The organism is Burkholderia lata (assembly GCF_902499335.1).
Classification (GTDB): Bacteria; Pseudomonadota; Gammaproteobacteria; order Burkholderiales; family Burkholderiaceae; genus Burkholderia; species Burkholderia lata_B.
On sequence record NZ_CABVQK010000001.1, the window covers coordinates 371,666 to 390,967 of the forward strand.

General features: G+C 64.0%; 18 protein-coding genes. 8 read left to right on the plus strand and 10 right to left on the minus strand.

Features of this window, described 5'->3' with window-relative positions; translation table 11 throughout:
* Nucleotides 1-28: 28 nt before the first annotated feature.
* On the minus strand, nt 29-631 hold the full coding sequence (locus BCO18175_RS01740; protein WP_174968253.1) for a TetR family transcriptional regulator: 603 nt from the start codon (nt 629-631) through the stop codon (nt 29-31).
* A gap of 389 nt (nt 632-1,020) precedes the next feature.
* On the opposite strand from BCO18175_RS01740, the gene BCO18175_RS01745 reads away from it, so the two are divergent.
* The 3 genes from BCO18175_RS01745 to BCO18175_RS01755 all read left to right on the plus strand — a co-directional run bounded on the left by BCO18175_RS01745 (nt 1,021) and on the right by BCO18175_RS01755 (nt 3,844).
* A complete protein-coding gene (locus BCO18175_RS01745; RefSeq protein WP_174979081.1) occupies nt 1,021-1,683 on the plus strand; it encodes a DUF3313 domain-containing protein in 663 nt (220 codons plus the stop codon).
* A gap of 23 nt (nt 1,684-1,706) precedes the next feature.
* Nucleotides 1,707-3,311 carry an intermembrane transport protein PqiB gene (locus BCO18175_RS01750; RefSeq protein WP_254607941.1) on the plus strand — a complete coding sequence of 535 codons (1,605 nt, stop codon included), beginning with the start codon at nt 1,707-1,709 and terminating at the stop codon, nt 3,309-3,311.
* A gap of 179 nt (nt 3,312-3,490) precedes the next feature.
* Nucleotides 3,491-3,844: a hypothetical protein gene (locus BCO18175_RS01755; RefSeq protein WP_174916054.1), complete on the plus strand. Its 354-nt coding sequence runs from the start codon at nt 3,491-3,493 to the stop codon at nt 3,842-3,844.
* A 37-nt stretch (nt 3,845-3,881) separates the two neighbouring features.
* On the opposite strand, the gene BCO18175_RS01760 is transcribed toward BCO18175_RS01755, so the two are convergent.
* The 4 genes from BCO18175_RS01760 to BCO18175_RS01775 form a co-directional block, all read right to left on the minus strand.
* The gene (locus BCO18175_RS01760) at nt 3,882-4,697 is read right to left on the minus strand and encodes an alpha/beta fold hydrolase (protein WP_174979082.1); all 816 of its coding nucleotides are present in this window, start codon (nt 4,695-4,697) and stop codon (nt 3,882-3,884) included.
* Nucleotides 4,698-4,806: 109 nt separating this feature from the next.
* Entirely contained in the window at nt 4,807-5,724 is a 918-nt protein-coding gene (locus tag BCO18175_RS01765) for a LysR family transcriptional regulator (protein WP_021157347.1), read from the minus strand.
* A 177-nt stretch (nt 5,725-5,901) separates the two neighbouring features.
* Nucleotides 5,902-6,147 carry a DUF3717 domain-containing protein gene (locus BCO18175_RS01770; protein ID WP_089497522.1) on the minus strand — a complete coding sequence of 82 codons (246 nt, stop codon included), beginning with the start codon at nt 6,145-6,147 and terminating at the stop codon, nt 5,902-5,904.
* 264 nt (nt 6,148-6,411) lie between these two features.
* Complete coding sequence (locus tag BCO18175_RS01775) at nt 6,412-7,947, minus strand: amino acid permease (RefSeq protein ID WP_174979083.1); 1,536 nt, start codon at nt 7,945-7,947, stop codon at nt 6,412-6,414.
* Between the two features lie 592 nt (nt 7,948-8,539).
* Between BCO18175_RS01775 and BCO18175_RS01780 the strand changes: the two genes are divergently transcribed.
* The 3 genes from BCO18175_RS01780 (at nt 8,540) to argG (ending at nt 12,970) form a co-directional block, all read left to right on the plus strand.
* On the plus strand, nt 8,540-10,072 hold the full coding sequence (locus BCO18175_RS01780) for a GGDEF domain-containing protein (RefSeq protein WP_174979084.1): 1,533 nt from the start codon (nt 8,540-8,542) through the stop codon (nt 10,070-10,072).
* 163 nt (nt 10,073-10,235) lie between these two features.
* A complete protein-coding gene (locus tag BCO18175_RS01785) occupies nt 10,236-11,306 on the plus strand; it encodes an FUSC family protein (RefSeq protein ID WP_174979085.1) in 1,071 nt (356 codons plus the stop codon).
* A 329-nt stretch (nt 11,307-11,635) separates the two neighbouring features.
* A complete protein-coding gene (gene argG / locus BCO18175_RS01790; RefSeq protein ID WP_174916059.1) occupies nt 11,636-12,970 on the plus strand; it encodes an argininosuccinate synthase in 1,335 nt (444 codons plus the stop codon).
* Nucleotides 12,971-13,162: 192 nt separating this feature from the next.
* Here the strand turns inward: argG and BCO18175_RS01795 are convergent, their stop codons facing one another.
* From BCO18175_RS01795 to BCO18175_RS40935, 4 genes are all read right to left on the minus strand, one after another.
* Complete coding sequence (locus tag BCO18175_RS01795; RefSeq protein WP_174979086.1) at nt 13,163-13,627, minus strand: hypothetical protein; 465 nt, start codon at nt 13,625-13,627, stop codon at nt 13,163-13,165.
* Between the two features lie 134 nt (nt 13,628-13,761).
* Nucleotides 13,762-14,268 carry an endonuclease V gene (locus tag BCO18175_RS01800; protein ID WP_174979087.1) on the minus strand — a complete coding sequence of 169 codons (507 nt, stop codon included), beginning with the start codon at nt 14,266-14,268 and terminating at the stop codon, nt 13,762-13,764.
* Entirely contained in the window at nt 14,265-15,143 is an 879-nt protein-coding gene (locus BCO18175_RS01805; RefSeq protein ID WP_174979088.1) for a hypothetical protein, read from the minus strand. Before BCO18175_RS01805 ends, BCO18175_RS01800 begins: the two co-directional genes overlap by 4 nt.
* A gap of 2 nt (nt 15,144-15,145) precedes the next feature.
* Nucleotides 15,146-15,526 (minus strand): hypothetical protein, encoded by a 381-nt coding sequence (locus BCO18175_RS40935; RefSeq protein ID WP_368040706.1) that lies wholly within the window; start codon nt 15,524-15,526, stop codon nt 15,146-15,148.
* A 676-nt stretch (nt 15,527-16,202) separates the two neighbouring features.
* Between BCO18175_RS40935 and BCO18175_RS01815 the strand changes: the two genes are divergently transcribed.
* Nucleotides 16,203-16,715, plus strand: coding sequence for a shikimate kinase (locus BCO18175_RS01815; RefSeq protein ID WP_174979090.1), 513 nt, complete (start codon nt 16,203-16,205; stop codon nt 16,713-16,715).
* 350 nt (nt 16,716-17,065) lie between these two features.
* Nucleotides 17,066-17,857 carry a polysaccharide lyase family 7 protein gene (locus tag BCO18175_RS01820; protein WP_174979091.1) on the plus strand — a complete coding sequence of 264 codons (792 nt, stop codon included), beginning with the start codon at nt 17,066-17,068 and terminating at the stop codon, nt 17,855-17,857.
* A 77-nt stretch (nt 17,858-17,934) separates the two neighbouring features.
* On the opposite strand, the gene BCO18175_RS01825 is transcribed toward BCO18175_RS01820, so the two are convergent.
* Complete coding sequence (locus BCO18175_RS01825) at nt 17,935-19,245, minus strand: MFS transporter (protein WP_174979092.1); 1,311 nt, start codon at nt 19,243-19,245, stop codon at nt 17,935-17,937.
* Nucleotides 19,246-19,302 lie beyond the last annotated feature (57 nt).

The following is a 19,302-nucleotide window of genomic DNA, read 5'->3' on the forward strand; positions in this document are numbered from 1 at the left end:
GCCACCCCGCATGCAACAAACGCGCGTTTCATTTTTTCCGCGCCGATTTCGCGGCCGGCGCGGCATCGCTGCTTCCCGACGGCCATTGCGTCTCGTCGAGCAGCCGGTCGAACAGCCGCGCGCGCTCGTCGGCCGACAGCGGGCACAGCCCGAACATCGCCGACAGCGCGAGCCCCCAGGCCGCCTTCCAGCGCAGCAGCGCAAGATCGGGATCGCCGGATTCGGCCGCGATGCGCTTCGCGTTCTCGGCGTCGATATCCCGCACCTGCTGCAGCGGCGCGGGATCCTCGACTAGCGCCGCCATGATCGCGAGCGCCGCCGACGGCTGCTGGTCGATCACTTCGCGCATCGTCGCGATCTGTGCGGACAGCGTCGGCTGGGCCTCGCCCGGATCGCGTGCGGCCAGGTAGTCGCGCTGGAATCGCTGGTAGTAGTCCTGCTGATGTTCCATCAGCGCGTTCAGCACGTCGCCTTTCGTGCGGAACTGATGCATCAGCCCGCCCTTGCTGATGCCGCTTTCGCGCGAAATCGCATCGAACGTGAGCTTGCCCGGGCCGTCGCGCTCGAGAATCGCGAGCGCCGCCTGGATCGCGGCAGTGCGCGTTCGTTCGGAACGCGTCGGGTTGTCCATGAACTGTCCCCGCTATGGAGTCATGCAATGCGGCCGCGCCGGACCGGCACGATCGTATGAAGGAAGTGCGCGGAGTCTATCACAAACAAACCGCCTGGTCGGTTTACTTCCAGAAATGGCGGTGCTACGATCGGCTCCCGCATCGGCCCTGGGCGGATGCGGGGGCGCACCGCACGCCGCTTTTCGTAATGCGACCGCCGCCTGCAGCCTGGCTGTCCGGCCGGCAAGCCCTGCCCGATGGCTTGTTGCATTCGAAATTCATGGAGTTACTGCGCCTCAAAAACAAACCGTCTGGTTGGTTTTTTTCATTAACCCGAAGCGGCGATGCCGCCCAGTTTCACCCCCCTTCGCCCGGCTCTACCGGCGCGAACCCCGACCCGGAGCGTCAGATGAACCCTTTGTTCAAGTCCAGCCACCTGCTCAACGCCGCGCTCTGCTTCGCGCTCGCCGGATGCGCCGGCGTCCAGCCCGGCCGTTACAGCGGTATCGAATCGTCGCCATACCTGCGCAGCGATCCGCAGGACAAGTCCGGCCGCGTGCCCTACCGCTACGCATTGCCGGCCGACTGGCACACCTACCGGAAGCTGATCCTCGATCCGGTGGCCATCTATCGCGGCACTGACCATCAGTTCGGTAACCTGACCGACCAGGACAAGTCGACGCTCGCCACGTACATGGGCGACACGTTCGCGAAAAAGCTCGGCAAGCGCTTCGAACTGACGAGCGCGCCGGGCCCCGGCACGCTGCGCGTCAAGCTGACGCTCACGGGCGCCGTGACGACGACGACATTTGCCGGCGCATTCGCGCACTTCGATCTCGCGGGCAACGTGTACAACGGCGTGCAGGCGATCCGTGGGCGCGAAGGCGCGTTCACGGGCTCGGTCATATACGCGGTGGAGATCCGCGATGCATCGACGAACCAGCTGATCAACGCGTACGTGACGAAGCAGTATCCGAACGCGATGAACATCGGTGCGAGTTTCGGCGCGCTCAGCGCGGCAAAGACAGGCATCGACAAGGGCGCCGATGCACTCGTCGCGCAATTCGACTGAAACCCGCCGGCGCACGTTGGCCCGTGTTGCGCAGAGGCGTGCCGGCCCGTGCGCGGGCGGCGCTCGTCTGGATCGTGCCGCTCGCGGCCGCTGTGCTCTGCATCGCATGGGGCATCGCGTCGCTCGGCGGCCGCGGGCCGACGATCACGATCACCTTCGCGACCGCCGACGGGCTGGCAGCCGGCCGATCGACGCTGCGGCTGCGCAATGTCGAAATCGGCCGCGTCACGCGCGTTCGCGCGTTGCGCGGGCAACCGGGCGTGATGATCGATGTACGGCTGGACGCCGACGCGCACGCACTGGCGGTGGCGGACACACGCTTCTGGATCGTGCGGCCGCGCATCGGGCCCGCTGGCCTCTCCGGTCTCGATACGGTGCTGTCCGGTTCGTACATCGCGGCCGCGCTTGGCCATTCGCGCGAAGCGCGCACGACGTTCGCCGGACTCGATGCGCCGCCGGTCACCGAAGAAGGCGGCCGTCACTACACGCTGCGCGCGACATCGCTCGGCTCGGTCGCGATCGGTTCGCCCGTTTATCACCGGCGCGCACGCGTCGGCCAGGTGACCGGCTATGCGCTCGATCCCAACGGGCACGGTGTCTCGATCGACGTGTTCGTCGCCGCGCCCTTCGATCGAACCGTCGACGCCGATGCGCGCTGGTGGCAGGTCGGCGGCCTCGGCCTGCGACTCGGTGCGGGCGGCATGAAGCTCGACACGCCGTCGATCGCCGCATTGTTCAGCGGTGCGCTTGCATTCGCGTCGCCGCCCGGGCACGCACCGGGCATCGCGGCGCCGGACGGCGCGCGCTTTCGCGTGGCCGATGACGAAATCGACGCGATGCGCACGCCGAACGCGCCGGCCGCGCCCGTCGTGATGCGTTTCGATCGTTCGCTGCGCGGCCTCGAGGTCGGCGCGCCGGTGGAATTTCGCGGCATCGAACTCGGCAACGTGACGGCCGTCGGTACCGAATACGATGCAGCACGCGGCGACGTCACGATGCGCGTGACGATGGCGCTCTATCCCGATCGCCTCGGGCAGCGCTATCGCGACGTGCTCGGCAACGGCGCCAGTGAAGCCGGCAAGGCGCTGCTGCGCACGCTCGTCGCGCGCGGCTTGCGTGGCCAGTTGCGCGTCGGCAACCCGATCGCGAACCGCTCGTATGTCGCACTCGACATGTTCCCGCATGCACCGCCTGCATCGGTCGACACGAATCGCGAGCCGATCGTGTTGCCGACCGTGCCCGGCACGCTCGACGTGCTGCGCGTGCAGATAACCGATATCGCCGGCACGCTTTCCCGGTTGCCGCTCGATCGCATGGGCATGGATATGAATGCGGCACTCGTGAACACCGATGCGCTGTTCAGGCAACTCGATACCGAACTCGCACCGCATGCACGCATCGCGCTGGGCACCGCACGGCAATCATTCACGGACGCGCAGGCGATGCTCGTGCAACAAGGTGCCGATACATCGAACATCCGCCGCACGCTGACGCAATTCGCGCGGGCGTCAAGCGCGCTGCGCGCGTTGGCCGACGATCTGGAACAGCATCCGGAGGGGTGGCTGCCGAATGCATCGCGCACCACGCAACCCGCCGGTGCAACGCATCCGGCGAATACGGCGCGATAGATGCGTCGCGCGGCGCAGATGCATTTTTACGACGAACGCACGCATCGCATGCCAAATTTCCCGTGCAGCAGTATGCTGATGTCGTACGGCTGCGCACGACGCTTCGGGTAATCCCTTCGTTTGCACGTTGTCGCGCCGCCGTCGCGACCGCAATCATGCGTTGCAAGGAGGGATTCGTGATGGCCACCACGCATCAGCACTTCCACCTCGAACTACGGCACGCCACCGCGCCGACCTATTTCATCAGCTACCTGTTTCCCGCCCTGCTGTTCGTGTACGAACTGCTGCGCGTCGGCCAATGGATCCGCGATCACGGGATGCAATTCGCCGCGTTCAAGCAGATGGGTTACGAGTATCTGCTGATGCTCCTGTTCGTCGGGCTGCAGATCGTCGTCGAGGCGATCTTCCTGCTCGGCGCCGCGATGCGCAAGGATCATCGCGACTTCGAGCACCGGCTGCCGAACGTAGTCCTCGGGATCGGCTGCTCGATCGCATTGCTTGCGATCGATCTCGTGATCCAGCTCGCGTTCTGATGGCCGGCGGGCGCCCGCCCGCCGGTGGCAGCAGCGCTCAGGCGAGCGCGTCGCGCAGGAACGTCGTCACGGCGACCAGCACGTCGTCGGTCCGCTCGCGGTGCGGCATGTGCCCGCACTGGCCGAGCAACAGATACGACGACGGCCCCGCGACGCGCGCGGCGATCCGCTTCGGATGCACGTCGGACCCGTATTCGTCGTCTTCGCCGTGAATCGCGAGCGTCGCGCATTGCACGCGCGGCAATTCGTCGTCGAGATTCCAGTCGCGAAATGCCGGCGACAGCCACGTGTCGACCCACGCGCGCAGCACCCATTCGGCCTTGTCGCCGTGATAGCGCGCAAGCCGGTCGAGCTGGTCCGGTTCGTCGAACTGCTGCCCCGCTTCGCGGATACCGGCCAGCGTGCGATCCTCGACGAATGCCTGCGCGGCGATCGTCACGAGCGCGCGACAACGCGCCGGATACGCGGCCGCACACCCGACCGCCATCCCGCCGCCGACGCTGTGCCCGAACGCGACGAACGTATCAACGCCCAGTTGTTCGAGCAGTGCCGCGAACGCGTGATCGGCCTCGTCGCGCACGAACGTCGTGCCGAGTGCCCCCGGATGACGATCGGAACGGCCGAAACCGAGGCGGTCGTAGGCGATCACGTCGCGCTGCGTGGCGCTCGCGAGTTGCGCGGGGAAGTCGCGCCACAGGTCGACGCAGCCTAGCGAATCGTGCAGCAGGACGATCGGTGCGTACTGTTTCGACGCACCCGCCGCCTGTTGCGCCGGACCACCGCGCCAGCGTTTCGCAAAGAGGCGCCCTTGCGGCGTCTCGACGGATGTCTCCTCGATCAGGATATCGGTCATGTGTCTGTCGTCTGCATGAAAGCGGCCGCCCCTCGGCGGCCGTGTCGGATCCTGCGATGTTGGCCCGCGCCCGCACACGGCGTCAAGCAAGCCCCCACCGCCCGCGCGTTCATTCGGGCTGCGGCGGCAGATACTCCATCTGCGCCTCGTCGTACAGCCGGTAGATCAGCGCCTGCATCGCGCGGATGTCCTCCGATTCGTCGAGCATCCGCATGCTCATGATGATCGGCGACACGAGGTTCGGATCGTCGAGCGGCTTGTAGCTGATGTCGTCGCGCTTCAGCCCGTACACGCTGTGCGGCACGACCGACACGCCCTCGCCCATCGCGACGAGGCCGAGCGCGATCTGCAGTTCGCGCGTCTCGTAGATCTTGCGCGGCTGCAACGCGCGATCGTGAAAGGCCGCGAGCACCTGGTCCGCATAGCTCGGGCGCGGCGCCTTCGGAAAGATGATCAGCGTATCGTTCACGAGATCGTGCAGCGACAGCACGGGCTTCGCGCTGTCGAGCACATGGCCGACCGGCAGCGCGACGATCATCCGCTCCTCGCGCAGCACGACGCGCCGCACGCTCGGATCCTCGTGGCGGATGCGCCCGAACCCGACGTCGATGCGCCCTTCCTTCAGCGCCTTGATCTGGTCCATCGTCGACATCTCGTGCAGGCTCAGCTCGACGGCCGGATACTCGCTGCGAAAGCGCCGGATGATCTTCGGCAGCATCCCGTACAGCGTCGAACCGACGAAGCCGACCGACATGCTGCGCTCGATCTTGCCGACCCGCTTCGTCATCGATTCGAGCTCGGTCGTCTGCGCGAGCAGCTGCACCGCGTGCGAGTAGAAGAAGCGGCCCGCGTCGGTCAGCTTCAACGGCCGCGCGTTGCGCTCGAACAGCGGCACGCCGAGCGCTTCCTCGAGCTGCTGGATCTGCCGGCTCAGCGGCGGCTGCGCGATATGCAGCCGCTCGGCCGCCCGCGTGAAATTCCGCTCTTCGGCTACCGCGACGAAGTAGCGGAGGTGTCTCAACTCCATGTTCGATGCCTCCCGGACAGCGATCCGGCGTTCAACCCTGGCCGGATGATGTCATCACGATACCGCAGGCGGCGCAAACCGCCACGCAAGGCTCCGCGCCGCCCAAAGCAAAACGGGAAGCCCGCGAGCTTCCCGTTGTTTCATCGACGCCGCGGCACGGCGGCGCAATGCCGTCGGTCACACCTCGGTCGCGTAGAGCGCGTCGCGCTGCGCGTCGCTCAGCGAGTCGAGCGGCACGTCCGGCAGTTTGTAGCAGATCATCGTGCCGTACAGCTCCGCGAGGCAATTGCTGCCGGCGTCGAGCGCGTAGCCATCCTCGCCGTCCGGAGCCGGCGGGTACACTTCGCGCCACGCGTTGATCGCGGCTTCGAGTCGCACGATGGAAACGGGTCCGGCCTTCCGCTCGGCGGGTGATGCGCTCATGGATTCCTCTGGGTTGCGCGCTCCGCGGGCCGTATCGGCCCGGATGGAACGATGAAAACGCCGGGCATTTCGCCGGCCGCCGCACGTCGCGCGCGCCGGATGCCGATCCGCGCTGCGCGCCTCGCGCCGGCCGGGCCGTGGCCCGGTAGGGTCGGGCAATATAACCGGCTTTGACCCCGTGCAGGCAAAAGCCGGGCAAAAAAAACGGGAAGCGCGAGGCTTCCCGTTTCGTCGTACGTCACGCGGCCACGTGCCGCGCCGGCGTCAACCCGCGGTTTCGCGGTTCGCCACCGGCTGCCGCTGCGCGCCGCGGCTCGCGGCGATCCACGGCGCGATTTCCATGTCTTCGTAGCGGACGAAGCGGCTCTTCTTCAGGAACCGGAAGCCAAGCCACACGACGAGGAACAGCGGAATGCCGACATAGGTCGCGGCGACGCCCGCCCAGTCGATCCGGTTCGCGAGGAACGCCTGATAGTCCTGGCCGAGCGCGATCACGAGACACAGCACGAACGCGAACAGCGGGCCGAACGGGAACCACTTCGAGTGGTACGGCAACTGGTCGAGCGAGTAGCCCTGCTTCACGTAGCCCTTGCGGAAGCGGTAGTGGCTGACCGCGATGCCGAGCCACGCGATGAAGCCCGTCATCCCCGACGTGTTCAGCAGCCACAGGTACACGGTCTTGTCGCCGTACAGCGACGTGAAGAAGCACAAGGCGCCTACGGCCGTCGTCGCGTAAAGCGCGTTGCGCGGCACGCCGCCGCGCGACAGCTTCGCGAAGATCTTCGGTGCACGGCCTTCGGTCGCGAGGTTGTAGAGCATCCGCGTGGACGCATACATGCCCGAGTTGCCGGCCGACAGCACGGCCGTCAGGATCACCGCGTTCATCACGCCGGCCGCGAACGCGAGGCCCGCGTGGCGGAACACGAGCGTGAACGGGCTCACGCCGATGTCGGTCACGTCCGTCTTCAGCAGGTTCGGGTCGGTATAGGGAATCAGCACGCCGATCACGAAGATCGCGAACACGTAGAACAGCAGGATCCGCCAGAACACCTGGCGCACCGCGCGCGGGATCGTCGTGCGCGGGTTTTCCGATTCGCCGGCCGCGACGCCGATCAGCTCGGTGCCCTGGAACGAGAAGCCCGCGATCATCGCGACGCCCATCAACGCCGGCAGGCCGCCCGCGAACGGTGCGTCGCCGATCGTCAGGTTGCCCCAGCCGTTGCTCGGCGCGCCCTTCAGAATGCCGAAGATCATCAGCAGGCCGACGCCGATGAACGCGACCACGGTGACGACCTTGATCAGCGCGAACCAGTATTCGGCTTCACCAAAGCCGCGCACGGTCAGCGCGTTGAGCAGGAACATCACGCCGAGGAACGCCGCGCTCCACCACACGCCCGGCACGTCCGGAAACCAGTAATGCATCACGAGCTGCGCGGCGACGAGCTCCACCGCGATCGTCACGGCCCAGTTGTACCAGTAGTTCCAGCCGAGCGCGAAGCCGAAGCCTTCGTCCACGTATTTCGCGCCGTAGGTCGCGAACGAGCCCGACACGGGCATGAACGCGGCCATCTCGCCGAGGCTCGTCATCAGGAAATAGACCATCAGGCCGATCGCCATGTACGCGACCATCGCGCCGCCGGGGCCGGCCTGCGAGATCGACGCGCCGGACGCGACGAACAGGCCCGTGCCGATCGAGCCGCCGATGGCGATCATCGTCAGGTGGCGCGCCTTCAGCGCGCGATGAAGCTTGGGTGGGTTCGCTGGCGAACCGGATGGGTCGGATTTCGGAATTGCGGACATAAACGAGACGAACGTTGAGCGGGCCGGCATCCGTAGCCGGCGCATGCGGAATCGGAGCGCGGTGAGCGTCCTGCGATGCATTCGATGCGGCCCCGATACGCGTTGCGCGGCGGGCGCCTGCGGCGAAGCGCGGATTCTACCTGATTCGTCACGGGGGCAGCTCAGGTGCCGCCGCCCGCCGCCACCGCGGAGATTTCGCAGAATCAACGGGTTGGCCACGTTGAACCGGGCCGTGACCGCAGGCCGGCGTAAAAACCCCATGCCTCTGGTGGTTATCCGGCTTTCCGATCCGCCCGGCATTTCACCGCCGTCCTGTCGCAATCCGCCAGATACCAACGCCGGCGTACATAATCGCCGGGTAATCGGGGGATTATTCAGACAAAACAACCGATATCGACAATTGATTCAAATCAAATCACCCGCGCACATAGCGGTAATGATGCGTAATCGTTTCGAATCGCCATATCCACATGCATGTTTTGCATGTGCACGCGAATGTCGGGAATTCGCGAGATAATGCGCCCCGATTCAAAATAAACAGCGTACGGAGTCGCCAACGACGCGAAAATCCGCCGCCCGCCGCCCATCGAGGATGAAGTCATTCACGCTGCCCGCCACGCTGCGCCGCCAAACCGCGTCGATCGTGGCACGCATTCTGTCGCCCCGCGGCGTACTCGTTGCGGGGATCGTGCTGCTGATGTTCAGCTGGGGGCTTTCCACGTCGCTTTTAATCGAGGCGCATCGCGATGCATATGACCACTCGGTCGAAAATGCACGCAACCTGATGTTGCTGATCGAACGCGATATCGCGCGCAATATCGAACTCTACGATTTGTCGCTGCAGAACGTCGTCGACGGCATTGCCGATCCGGATCTGATGACCTTGTCGCCTCGCCAGCGCCACCGGCTGCTGTTCGACCGCGCGGCGACCGGCGAATTTCTCGGGTCGATCTTCGTGATGGACGCGCACGGCAATATCGTGATCGATTCGAGCGCGTCGCCCGCCCGGCAAGGCAATTTCGCCGACCGCGACTATTTCGTCGTGCATCGCGACGGGCTCGCGCAGGGCCTCTTCATCAGCCGGCCGTATGCGTCCCGGCTGCGCGGCGGCGCCCTGACGATCGCGCTCAGCCGCCGGATCAACCGGCCCGACGGCACGTTCGCCGGCATCGTCGTCGGCACGCTCAGCATCGACTACTTCCGCGCGCTGCTCGACGGCCTCGCGGTCGGCAAGCACGGCAGCGCGGCGATCGCCGAGCTCAACGGCATACTCGTGAGCCGCCTGCCTTACGACGCGCGCGTGGTCGGCCTCGACCTGCACGATTCGCCGCTGTTCATCGAGGCGCTGCGCAGCCGCGAAGGCGTGCTGACCGGCACCGGCGCGATCGACGGCATCCGGCGCGTCTATGTTTACAAGCATCTCGCCGACTTGCCGCTGATCGTCGACGTCGCGCCCGCCGAGATCGACATCTACGCGTCGTGGCACCATCGCGCGATCTGGACCGTCGTGCTGATGTGCCTGTTCACCGGGTTCATCGCGTGGGGATCGCTGGCGCTGTCGCGCGAACTGAAGCGCCGGCAGGTCGCCGAATCGAAGCTGTACCGGCTCGCACACACCGATGCGCTGACCGGCCTCGACAACCGCGGCACGTTCGACACCGTACTCGCGAAGGAGGCGCAGCGCGCATCGCGCAGCGGCCGCCCGCTGTCGGTGCTGTTCGTCGACGTCGATCACTTCAAGGCGTTCAACGACTACTACGGCCACCCGGCCGGCGACGACGTGCTGCGACGCGTCGCGCAAACCGCGTCGCGCTGCCTGCGGCGCGACAGCGATCACGTCGCGCGCTACGGCGGCGAGGAATTCGTCGTCACGCTGCCCGACACCGATGCGCAAGGCGCGTTGACCGTCGCCGAGGGCATCCGGCGCGCGATCGCGGCGCTCGGCATCGAGCACGTGAAAAGCCCGTACGGGTGTGTCACGGCGAGCATCGGCACGGCGACCGCTGCCGACGGCCGCCTGAACGCCGCGACGCTGCTGCGGCGTGCCGACGAGGCGCTGTATCGCGCGAAGTCCGGCGGACGCAACCGCGTGCTGGAGGCGCAGTCGAGCACCGCGGACGCGTGACATCGCGATGACGTGACCTCAAGTCGCGCGGCAACCGGCCAGGCCGGATGACCGCGCCGTGGACAGTCCTGCCGTGTTCGGCTAGCGTTACATCTGCTGCGCATGCGGCGCGGCGCCGGCCCGCGCAGGCCGCCGTGCGCGTTCCGGCCACTCCAGCTCCGCCATGACCACCCCGCTCCCTACCCGGCTGCCGCCGCTCCTGCGCAACGCGCTCCGCCCGCTGCTCGACCCGTATCGCCGCTACCGGCACGCGAAGCTGATCCATGCGGCGCGCGTCTCGCTCGCGATTCTCGTGTCGATCGCACTGTCCACCGGCCTGAACGTGCCGCACGGCGAGTGGTCGACGATCACCGTGCTGATCGTCGTCGGCGGGCTGCAGCACCACGGCAATATCCGCAAGAAAGCGGCCGAGCGCGCGCTCGGCACGTCGATCGGCGCGCTCGCGGGGCTCGGGCTGATCCTGCTGTATTCGTTCGTGCACGCGCCGCTCGCGATCTACCTGCTGATGGCGCTCGCGTGCGGCTTCTGCGCGTATCACGCGATCGGCAAGGCCGGCTATATCGCGCTGCTGTCGGCGATCACGATGGTGATCGTCGCCGGGCACGGCGACAACGAGATCGTCGACGGCCTGTGGCGCGCGGTGAACGTGCTGACCGGCATCGCGATCGCGCTGGCGTTCTCGTTCGCGCTGCCGCTCTATGCGACCTACTCGTGGCGCTACAAGCTCGCCGACGCGCTGCGCGCGTGCGCGGCCGTGCATGCGCGGCTCGCGGGCGACCGCCAGATCAGCGACGACGCGCACCTGAAGGAAATGGCCGCATTGAGCACGCTGCTCGTGCAGTTGCGCTCGCTGATGCCGTCGGTGTCGAAGGAATGCGAGACGTCGATGACGCAGCTCGAGGCGATCCAGCGCAGCCTGCGCCTGTGCATCGGCTATCTGGAGATCCTGTCGAGCGCGGTGCCGGCCCGCGACGACGTCGCGGCCCGCGAATACATGCGCGTCGACATGAAGGCCGTGAACCGGCGCATCCGCGATACGCTGGTCGGCGCGAGCCGCGCGCTCAAATTCGGCACGCCGAGCCGGCTCTCGCCGCGCCGCCGGCCGGCCGACCCGCCGCACGATGCGCCGCCGCCGCAGTTGTCCGGCTATGTGTCGATCACGGCCAAGCTGGCCGGGGAAGTCGACCAGTTGCGCGAGAAGCTGCTCGACACCGCGCAGTCGTGGAACATCTGACGTTCGCGGGCATCCGGGCTTCGCCCAGATTTCTTTCAATTACCTTTCGTAGTGGCGCGCTGACATCCTGATGGCGGAAGCCCCGCCATTCTGCCGATCCGGCCCCGGAAACAGGGCCCGCGGCCGGGCTCGCCGGTGCCTGTTTTTACTGCGATTTCGCACCGGATTGCGTGGCGTTCTCCACCCGGTTAACCGCCCGCCAGGCCCGCCGCGACAGGCCGGACGACGGTTCCGCACGAAAATCAGCCCTTGCCCCAACCTCCCGGACAGCCGATACTCGCATATTCCGCGAAATACGATCCCACCGGCTTCAATCCACGGTAATTCCTATGAGCACGATTCTCGAAAGCCTCCCGACCGGCCTGAAGGTCGGTATCGCCTTTTCCGGCGGCCTGGACACCAGCGCTGCACTGCACTGGATGAAACTCAAGGGCGCCGTCCCGTACGCATACACGGCGAACCTCGGCCAGCCCGACGAAGACGATTACGACGCGATCCCGAAACGCGCGATCGAATACGGCGCAGCCGGCGCCCGCCTGATCGACTGCCGCGCGCAGCTCGTCGCCGAAGGCATCGCTGCGCTGCAAAGCGGCGCGTTCCACATCACGACCGCAGGCGTCACGTACTTCAACACCACGCCGATCGGCCGCGCAGTGACGGGCACGATGCTCGTCGCAGCGATGAAGGAAGACGGCGTCAACATCTGGGGTGACGGCAGCACGTACAAGGGCAACGACATCGAGCGCTTCTACCGCTACGGCCTGCTCGTGAACCCGGATCTGAAGATCTACAAGCCGTGGCTCGACCAGACGTTCATCGACGAGCTCGGCGGCCGTGCCGAAATGTCCGAATTCATGAACCAGGCCGGTTTCGCGTACAAGATGTCGGCCGAGAAGGCCTACTCGACCGATTCGAACCTGCTCGGCGCGACGCACGAAGCGAAGGATCTCGAAAGCCTCGAAAGCGGCATCAAGATCGTGAACCCGATCATGGGCGTCGCGTTCTGGCGCGACGACGTGAAGATCGCCGCGGAAGAAGTGACGGTGCGCTTCGAAGCCGGCCAGCCGGTCGCGCTGAACGGCGTCGAGTTCACCGACCCGGTCGAACTGCTGCTGGAAGCGAACCGCATCGGCGGCCGCCACGGCCTCGGCATGAGCGACCAGATCGAGAACCGGATCATCGAGGCGAAGAGCCGCGGCATCTATGAAGCCCCGGGCCTCGCGCTGCTGTACATCGCGTACGAGCGTCTCGTCACCGGCATCCACAACGAAGACACGATCGAGCAGTACCGCGAGAACGGCCGCCGCCTCGGCCGCCTGCTGTACCAGGGCCGCTGGTTCGACCCGCAGGCGATCATGCTGCGCGAAACCGCGCAACGCTGGGTCGCGCGCGCGATCACCGGCGAAGTGAAGATCGAACTGCGCCGCGGCAACGACTACTCGATCCTGAGCACGAAGTCGCCGAACCTCACGTACCAGCCGGAACGCCTGTCGATGGAGAAGGTTGCATCGACGTTCTCGCCGCGCGACCGGATCGGCCAGCTGACGATGCGCAACCTCGACATCACCGATACGCGCGACAAGCTGCGCGTGTATTCGCAAGTCGGCCTGCTGACGCCGGGTGAGACGTCGGCGCTGCCGCAGATCAAGGGCGACGAGAAGTAAGTCGCGCTGTTGATTGAGGCCGGGCGGTGGGTCTGCCGCCCGGCTGTGTCGCACCATCTCCCTTCCTCAGTGAAGTGCCAGCTGGCTTCCTTCACGTCGTCGAGCAACGTCGCTGTTGGTCGCCGGCGTTCAACCTGCAAGTTCTTGCAGACACTCGTCGCTGAATTTCTCGGCCGCCGTACGTGCAGGCAATCACTTGCCTGCCCTTTGGCCCAGATATCCGATCGTTACAAATACTTCTCCGAGTTCCTCGTCACATAAGACCCGCGCCGGCACTGGCACATCGCCAAACTCCCTCTGCAGTTTCGCATTCCAGCCATCGACGATCAATTTTGCGAGCTCGGCAGCCTGGTCGGTATCAATGTCATCAAACATCCCCGTTATTTCAAGCAGATTTATCCAGAATTGAATTTCGTGACAAGCCTTTCCGTCACTCAGCAGCCTTTTGTACTCTTCGTCACTGAACAATTCAGAGACAAATATCGCCCCGCCCACGACCTTGAAATCCGGTAAAAACAATTTTCCAAAGTGGAAAAGAAAATCATAGATCAGACCATGGTCCTTGTAGGCAACGTGAACATAGTCAAGCCCGGAAACGTTGGTGTGCTGATTAGCAGAGACAAACGATGCGAAGTCGAATGGCTTGGAATTACTCATTACTTTTCTTTTGAAAATTTATCTAGGATGGGGTAAGCCCTATCTCGAGCTTGCCTTCGCGCTCGCGCCCGCCATCGAGGACGCCATGCATGCCGGCACTTGGTGCAACAGGTCGGCACTGTCAAGCCTCGCCATCACGAGTCGCCCGAATCTCGAGAGAGTCTGTCAGTGGCTTTGATCAGGTCCGGAATTCTGAATTCTCCGACCATTTTCACAATATTGCTCTTTGCCAACGCCAACTCGATCCCGGCAGCAGTAACAAACAGCGGCCTCGAACTGCCTCGGCGCAGAATTTCTGTGCTTTTTGGTGTTCCCAGGAATTTTGTCTTTGCAACGCCAACTACCGGAACCTTGCCATCAAGGTGTTGCCACAACCGCATACCGAGGCCCGGACACTCGTCAGCACCAAGCGTCACATAGCCATCGACGACGATGCATTCAAGCGGATGTTCGACATGCTTCAGCAACTCGATGATGCACGGCAATTCTCGCAAATAGAATTTTCCGGGGATGTAGCTCGCCAGACCATCGACTTTGGCCGTCAGTCTCTCGACCACTACGTTTCTTTTCCAAGATTCAATCACTATTCCTGCGGCGAGCGCGCTGTCATCGGAGTAGGACACGTCGACGATTAAAATCACGTTACCTCACGCCCGCCCACAAAAACCTTAACAGAGGAGCCGCCTCTCTTGACAAATGAATCAAGATCAAGGTACTCGCCACTTCCGTGCTTGATTCCCGTTAACTCGAATCCGTCGACGTGCAATTCACCCAAATGCGGAAGATCCGTCAAGCTCAAGAATTTCACGCCAACATTTGTCAATTTAAGCACTGCAACATTCCTCAAGATCCCGTATTCGCTCAAATATCGGAAGAAATCATCTCCAACATCTCCCCCAAATAGATTCAGATCATCTGATATCTCGAGCTTCTCGATATCGCGAACCGTAGAAATTGGAAAAAATCGAGCCATCCTTACTATTCGCGGAATGGCTTCAATAAAGCCGTTGCACGCACTCAAGATTATGAGCCGCCCGTCCTCAGAAAAACGCATCCCTCCATAAAACTCGGTATTGGTCGTTATATCTGCACTCTTCAACCCGCCAGACGAATTCCACTCGTAAACCTCACCAAATTCATCATTCGGAACGTCAAAATAAACCATCCCTCCGGCCTCGGTCCAGCGAGCCTCTGAATACACGATGCCGTTCCGCAGAAAGACTTCCCGCGTGCAGGCGTCGCCATCGAATTCATATCCGATTCCGGTGAATGGCTGCCCCAGGTACAACGGCACCTCATAATCAGACAACATTCCGGTTAGATCAACCTGATTGAATCCATCACCAGGGCTCGCGCAAATTGGGCGGTAGCGCCCCACTTCGACACCATCCACCAGTTCTATCGCGCGCACCCTTTGATCTTGCCCAATTTCGAAGGCAATTCCAGAAAACTCCTTTCCGGAAAGAAAATATCGCCCATCTTTCCGCCTCATCAACTCGATATTTACCCGGTTCAACTCTATTGCCTCTCGTCAATGACATTAACCTTGGGTGGAATGATCCCACTACGATTCCGACATGCCGCGAGAGTTCCGGCCTCACTGCTCCGCCTCGGCTTTATGGTCGCAATACTAATATCGGCCAAGTTCATCGTAGCCTGATTCGGCACTGCGTTGTAGATGTAGTTCAAAGACTGAACCTCCGTGTGCAAGCCAGGTATCCCTGCTATGGTCGGAAACGAGTCGCGACTCGAAATATAGCCCTCGATCTGCCGAACTGTCTCGCCATTAAGCTTCCGGCCGGAATTGCCATACGCGCGAGCAACCGCATCCACAAATCTACCCTGATCGACAATCACAAACGTATCGCCATCTGCAGACATCTTGACTCCCGGAAACATCAGCACCTTCGCAAGAATGTTGCTGAACGGGGGAGTTTGAATGCCAGGTGCGGCAGGTCACCCTACCGAGACTGCAGGATTTTTGCTTCCCTCCGCGATGAGCAACCGAGCCTCGCCTACGGCTCGCGCCTCGACACTGACAGCAGATCCCAGTGCATTTACGGCTGGCGACGATACACCTGTCAGGACCGAGGCGCCCGTCCCTACAGGCATACCGTTCAGACCGGCATAGACCTCCGCCGCGAGGGTAGTCAGTTCGTTTGCACAAAGGACGGCATTTGCTACAACTCCAGCGGCGATTCCCGGACCGAACAGCCCCCCCCACCCAGCACCGCCGAGCCCCCCTCCGACATAAGGAGCGGCAGCGTTCATCATCCCTGACGCTTGATCAGCATTGGCGCCCTGCGCCCCGAATCACTCCCACAGCTTCCCTGGCCGCGCGCCCCTCGGTTAATCTGGTCGTGTAGTTGTACGGACGTAGTGCTTCCGTAATGCTTTTGTGGGTTACCGAGGCAAACTAACGGCACGCATGCCAGCTTTCTTTACGGTATATCCCTAATAAATTTTCATTTCGAATTCGCCAACGAAATATTGCGAATGCAGTTTGATCGATCTCGCCGGATCGAAGCCGTTTCCCGCCCCTCTACGACAATCACGAGCCCCCGTGCAACGCCCCATGCCCCTCATCGCCCTACCACCTCTCACCGTCATCCACCTGAACGGCCCGATCAACAGCGGCAAGACGACGATCGGTCTCGCGCTCGCACGCGTGCTGCCCGACGCGCGCTTCATCGACGGCGACGATCACGATGCGCCCGAAGATGCACCGTTCGACGTGCAGTGGGCGATCGCGCTCGAACGTCTCGTCACGCAGATCACGACTGCGCGTGAGCGTCATCTGGTCATTGCCTATCCAATCGGCGAACCGGAATTCGAGCGGCTGCGCGCCGCCTGCGATGCGCGCGGTGCGCGGTTGTTCGTCGTGACGCTCGCGCCGCCGGAAGCGGTCGCCTCGTCGAATCGCGGCTCGCGCGCGCTGACGGACTGGGAGCGGAACCGGATCGCCGAGATGTATCGCGAAGGCTATGCGTCGCGGCCATTCAGCCAGATGGTGCTCGATACGTCCGATGCGACGCCCGATGCTTGTGCCGCGCGTATCGCGCAGCACGTCGTAGCGACGGAGTCGTGACGCCTGCGACTACGCCCGCTCGCAAACCTCACGTCGTCGCACCCATCGCGCTTGCCACGACCCGGCGGCCCGCAGCCACATCACCCCACACAGGAAAACGTTTACTCTTCTGAGGCTTCTTGCTAGCATCGTTTCCGACCGGCCGCCCCAGACACCTGGAAAGCCGATCGAAAGCTCCAGTATTCCCCCGCTTTTCCGTATCTCCTTATCCGCCGTCGAGCCACACCTGCTTTCTGTATTTTGGAGTGCTTTCTACGGGCAACCGATCTCGATTCGATGATCGTGTGCCAAATTAGGAAAACGTTATCCACAACGTGGCGCCCAGCCACGGACCATCAGAGAGAGACACCATGAAGAACAGGATCATCCCGTGCGTCGTCGCCGTTCTGTCCGTTGCGTGCCTGTCCGCGTGCGGTGGCGACGATCCGGCCAGCCCGGCCGCCGCCCGCCAGCAAGCCACCGCGATGGCGCTCAGCCCGTCGAACCCGCCCGGCTCCAACTTCAACCTTGCGCCGTTCACGCTGCAGTTGCCGACCGGCTCGTCCGGCAAGGTCGACACGGTGAGCGGCTCGTCGCTCGCGGGCGGCTACGTGAACCCGACGTATTTCTACACGGACGGCAGCGACGGATCGATGGTGATGATGGACCCGACGCAGGGCTGGACGACATCCGGCTCGCTGCATCCGCGCACGGAGCTGCGCGAGAACGCGATCTGGCCGACCTCCGGCACGAACCGGCTGAATGCGACGGTGGCCGTCACGCAGGTGCCCGATCACACGACGATCGGCCAGATCTTCCAGGGCACCGGCCCGAGCAAACCGCTGTGCGAGCTGCAGTTCACGTCGGGCGGCGTCGTGCAGTTGCTGCTCGAAAGCACCAACCAGGGCGGCAAGTCGACGACCACGCCGATCACCACGGTCGGTGTCGGCAAGCAGTTCAGCTACGCGCTGAGCCTGAGCGGGACGACGATCACCGTCACGGCGAACGGCACCACCAAGACCTTCACGATGGATTCGAGCTTCGACGGCGAGAGCTTCTACTTCAAGGCCGGCGACTACGACCAGACGGCCGTATCCGGCACGCCGCTGACGACGCCCGGCACCGTCGTGAAGTTCTATGCGCTGACGCTCACGCACAGTTGATCGAGCGGCATGACGCACGAAGCCGGACGGGCGCACGTCATGCGCGACCGTCCGGCGGTTCGATGCAAGCGTCGCGCCTACGAGTGATGCCGCACGCCCGGCACGACAGCTTCCTTTGCACCCTTGCGGCTCAGCATCAGCGTGACGACCGCCGACACCGCGAGCGTGCCCGCCACCACATAGAGCCCTGCTGCATACCCGCCCGTCACATGCTTCAGCCAGCCGATCGCGAACGGTCCGACGAACCCGCCGAGATTGCCGATCGAGTTGATCATCGCGATGCCGGCCGCCGCGCCGGCACCGGACAGGAACGCGCTCGGCATCGCCCACAGCGGCGCCTTCGCGGCACTGATCCCGATGTTGACGACGACCAGCGCGAGCACGGTCAGCAGCGCGGTGCTCGCCTGCCCCGCGAACACGAAGCCGATGCATGCGAGCACGCACGGAATCACGACGTGCCACGTGCGCTCGCCGCTGCGATCCGAATGCCGGGCCCAAGCGATCATCGCGACGACGGCGGCGATGCTCGGGATCCCGGTGAGCAGGCCCGTCTGCAGCGCGGTGAAGCCGAACTGCTTGACCATCAGCGGCGCCCACAGGCCGAGCGTATAGAGCCCCGCCGACGTGCCGAAGTAGATCAGCGCGAGCGCCAGCACGCGCGGATCGCGCAGTGCCTGCCACGCACCGGCCGTATGCCCGGCATGCGTGTGGCGCGCATCGGCTTCGGCTTTCAGCTTCGCGACCAGCCAGTCGCGCTCGTCCGCGTGCAGCCACGCGGCCTTCGACGGCGAATCGGTCAGGCACCTGAGCACGACGAAGCCGAGCATGACCGCCGGCAGCGCCTCGATGACGTACAGCATCTGCCAGTCGGCGAGCCCGAACATCGGCGGCATCTGCATGATCGCGCCCGACAGCGGTGAACCGATCGCGGTCGAGATCGGCGCGGCCGCCATGAACCACGCGGCGGCCACCGCGCGCTGCTTCGCGGGAAACCACAGGCTCAGGTACAGGATGATGCCGGGGAAGAATCCGGCTTCGGCCATGCCGAGCAGGAAGCGCAGCACGTAGAAGCTCGTCGGCCCGGCCGCGAAGGCGGACACGGCCGACACGATCCCCCACGTGATCATCACGCGCGCGATCCAGATGCGTGCGCCGACGCGGTGGAGAATCAGGTTGGACGGCACCTCGAACAGGAAGTAGCCGATGAAGAACAGGCCGCCGCCGAACCCGAACGCGGTCGGCGACAGGCCGATCGCCTTGTTCATCGTCATCGCGGCAAAGCCGACGTTGACGCGATCGAGAAAGCTGACGAAGTAAAGCAGCATCACGAACGGAATGATGCGCCACATCAGTTTCCGCGCGACGCGGGTTTCCAGATCCGCTTGCATGTGTCTCCTCCTTCGAGGTCGAGCCGTCGAGTCGTGCTCGGTGTATGAATGCTCGCC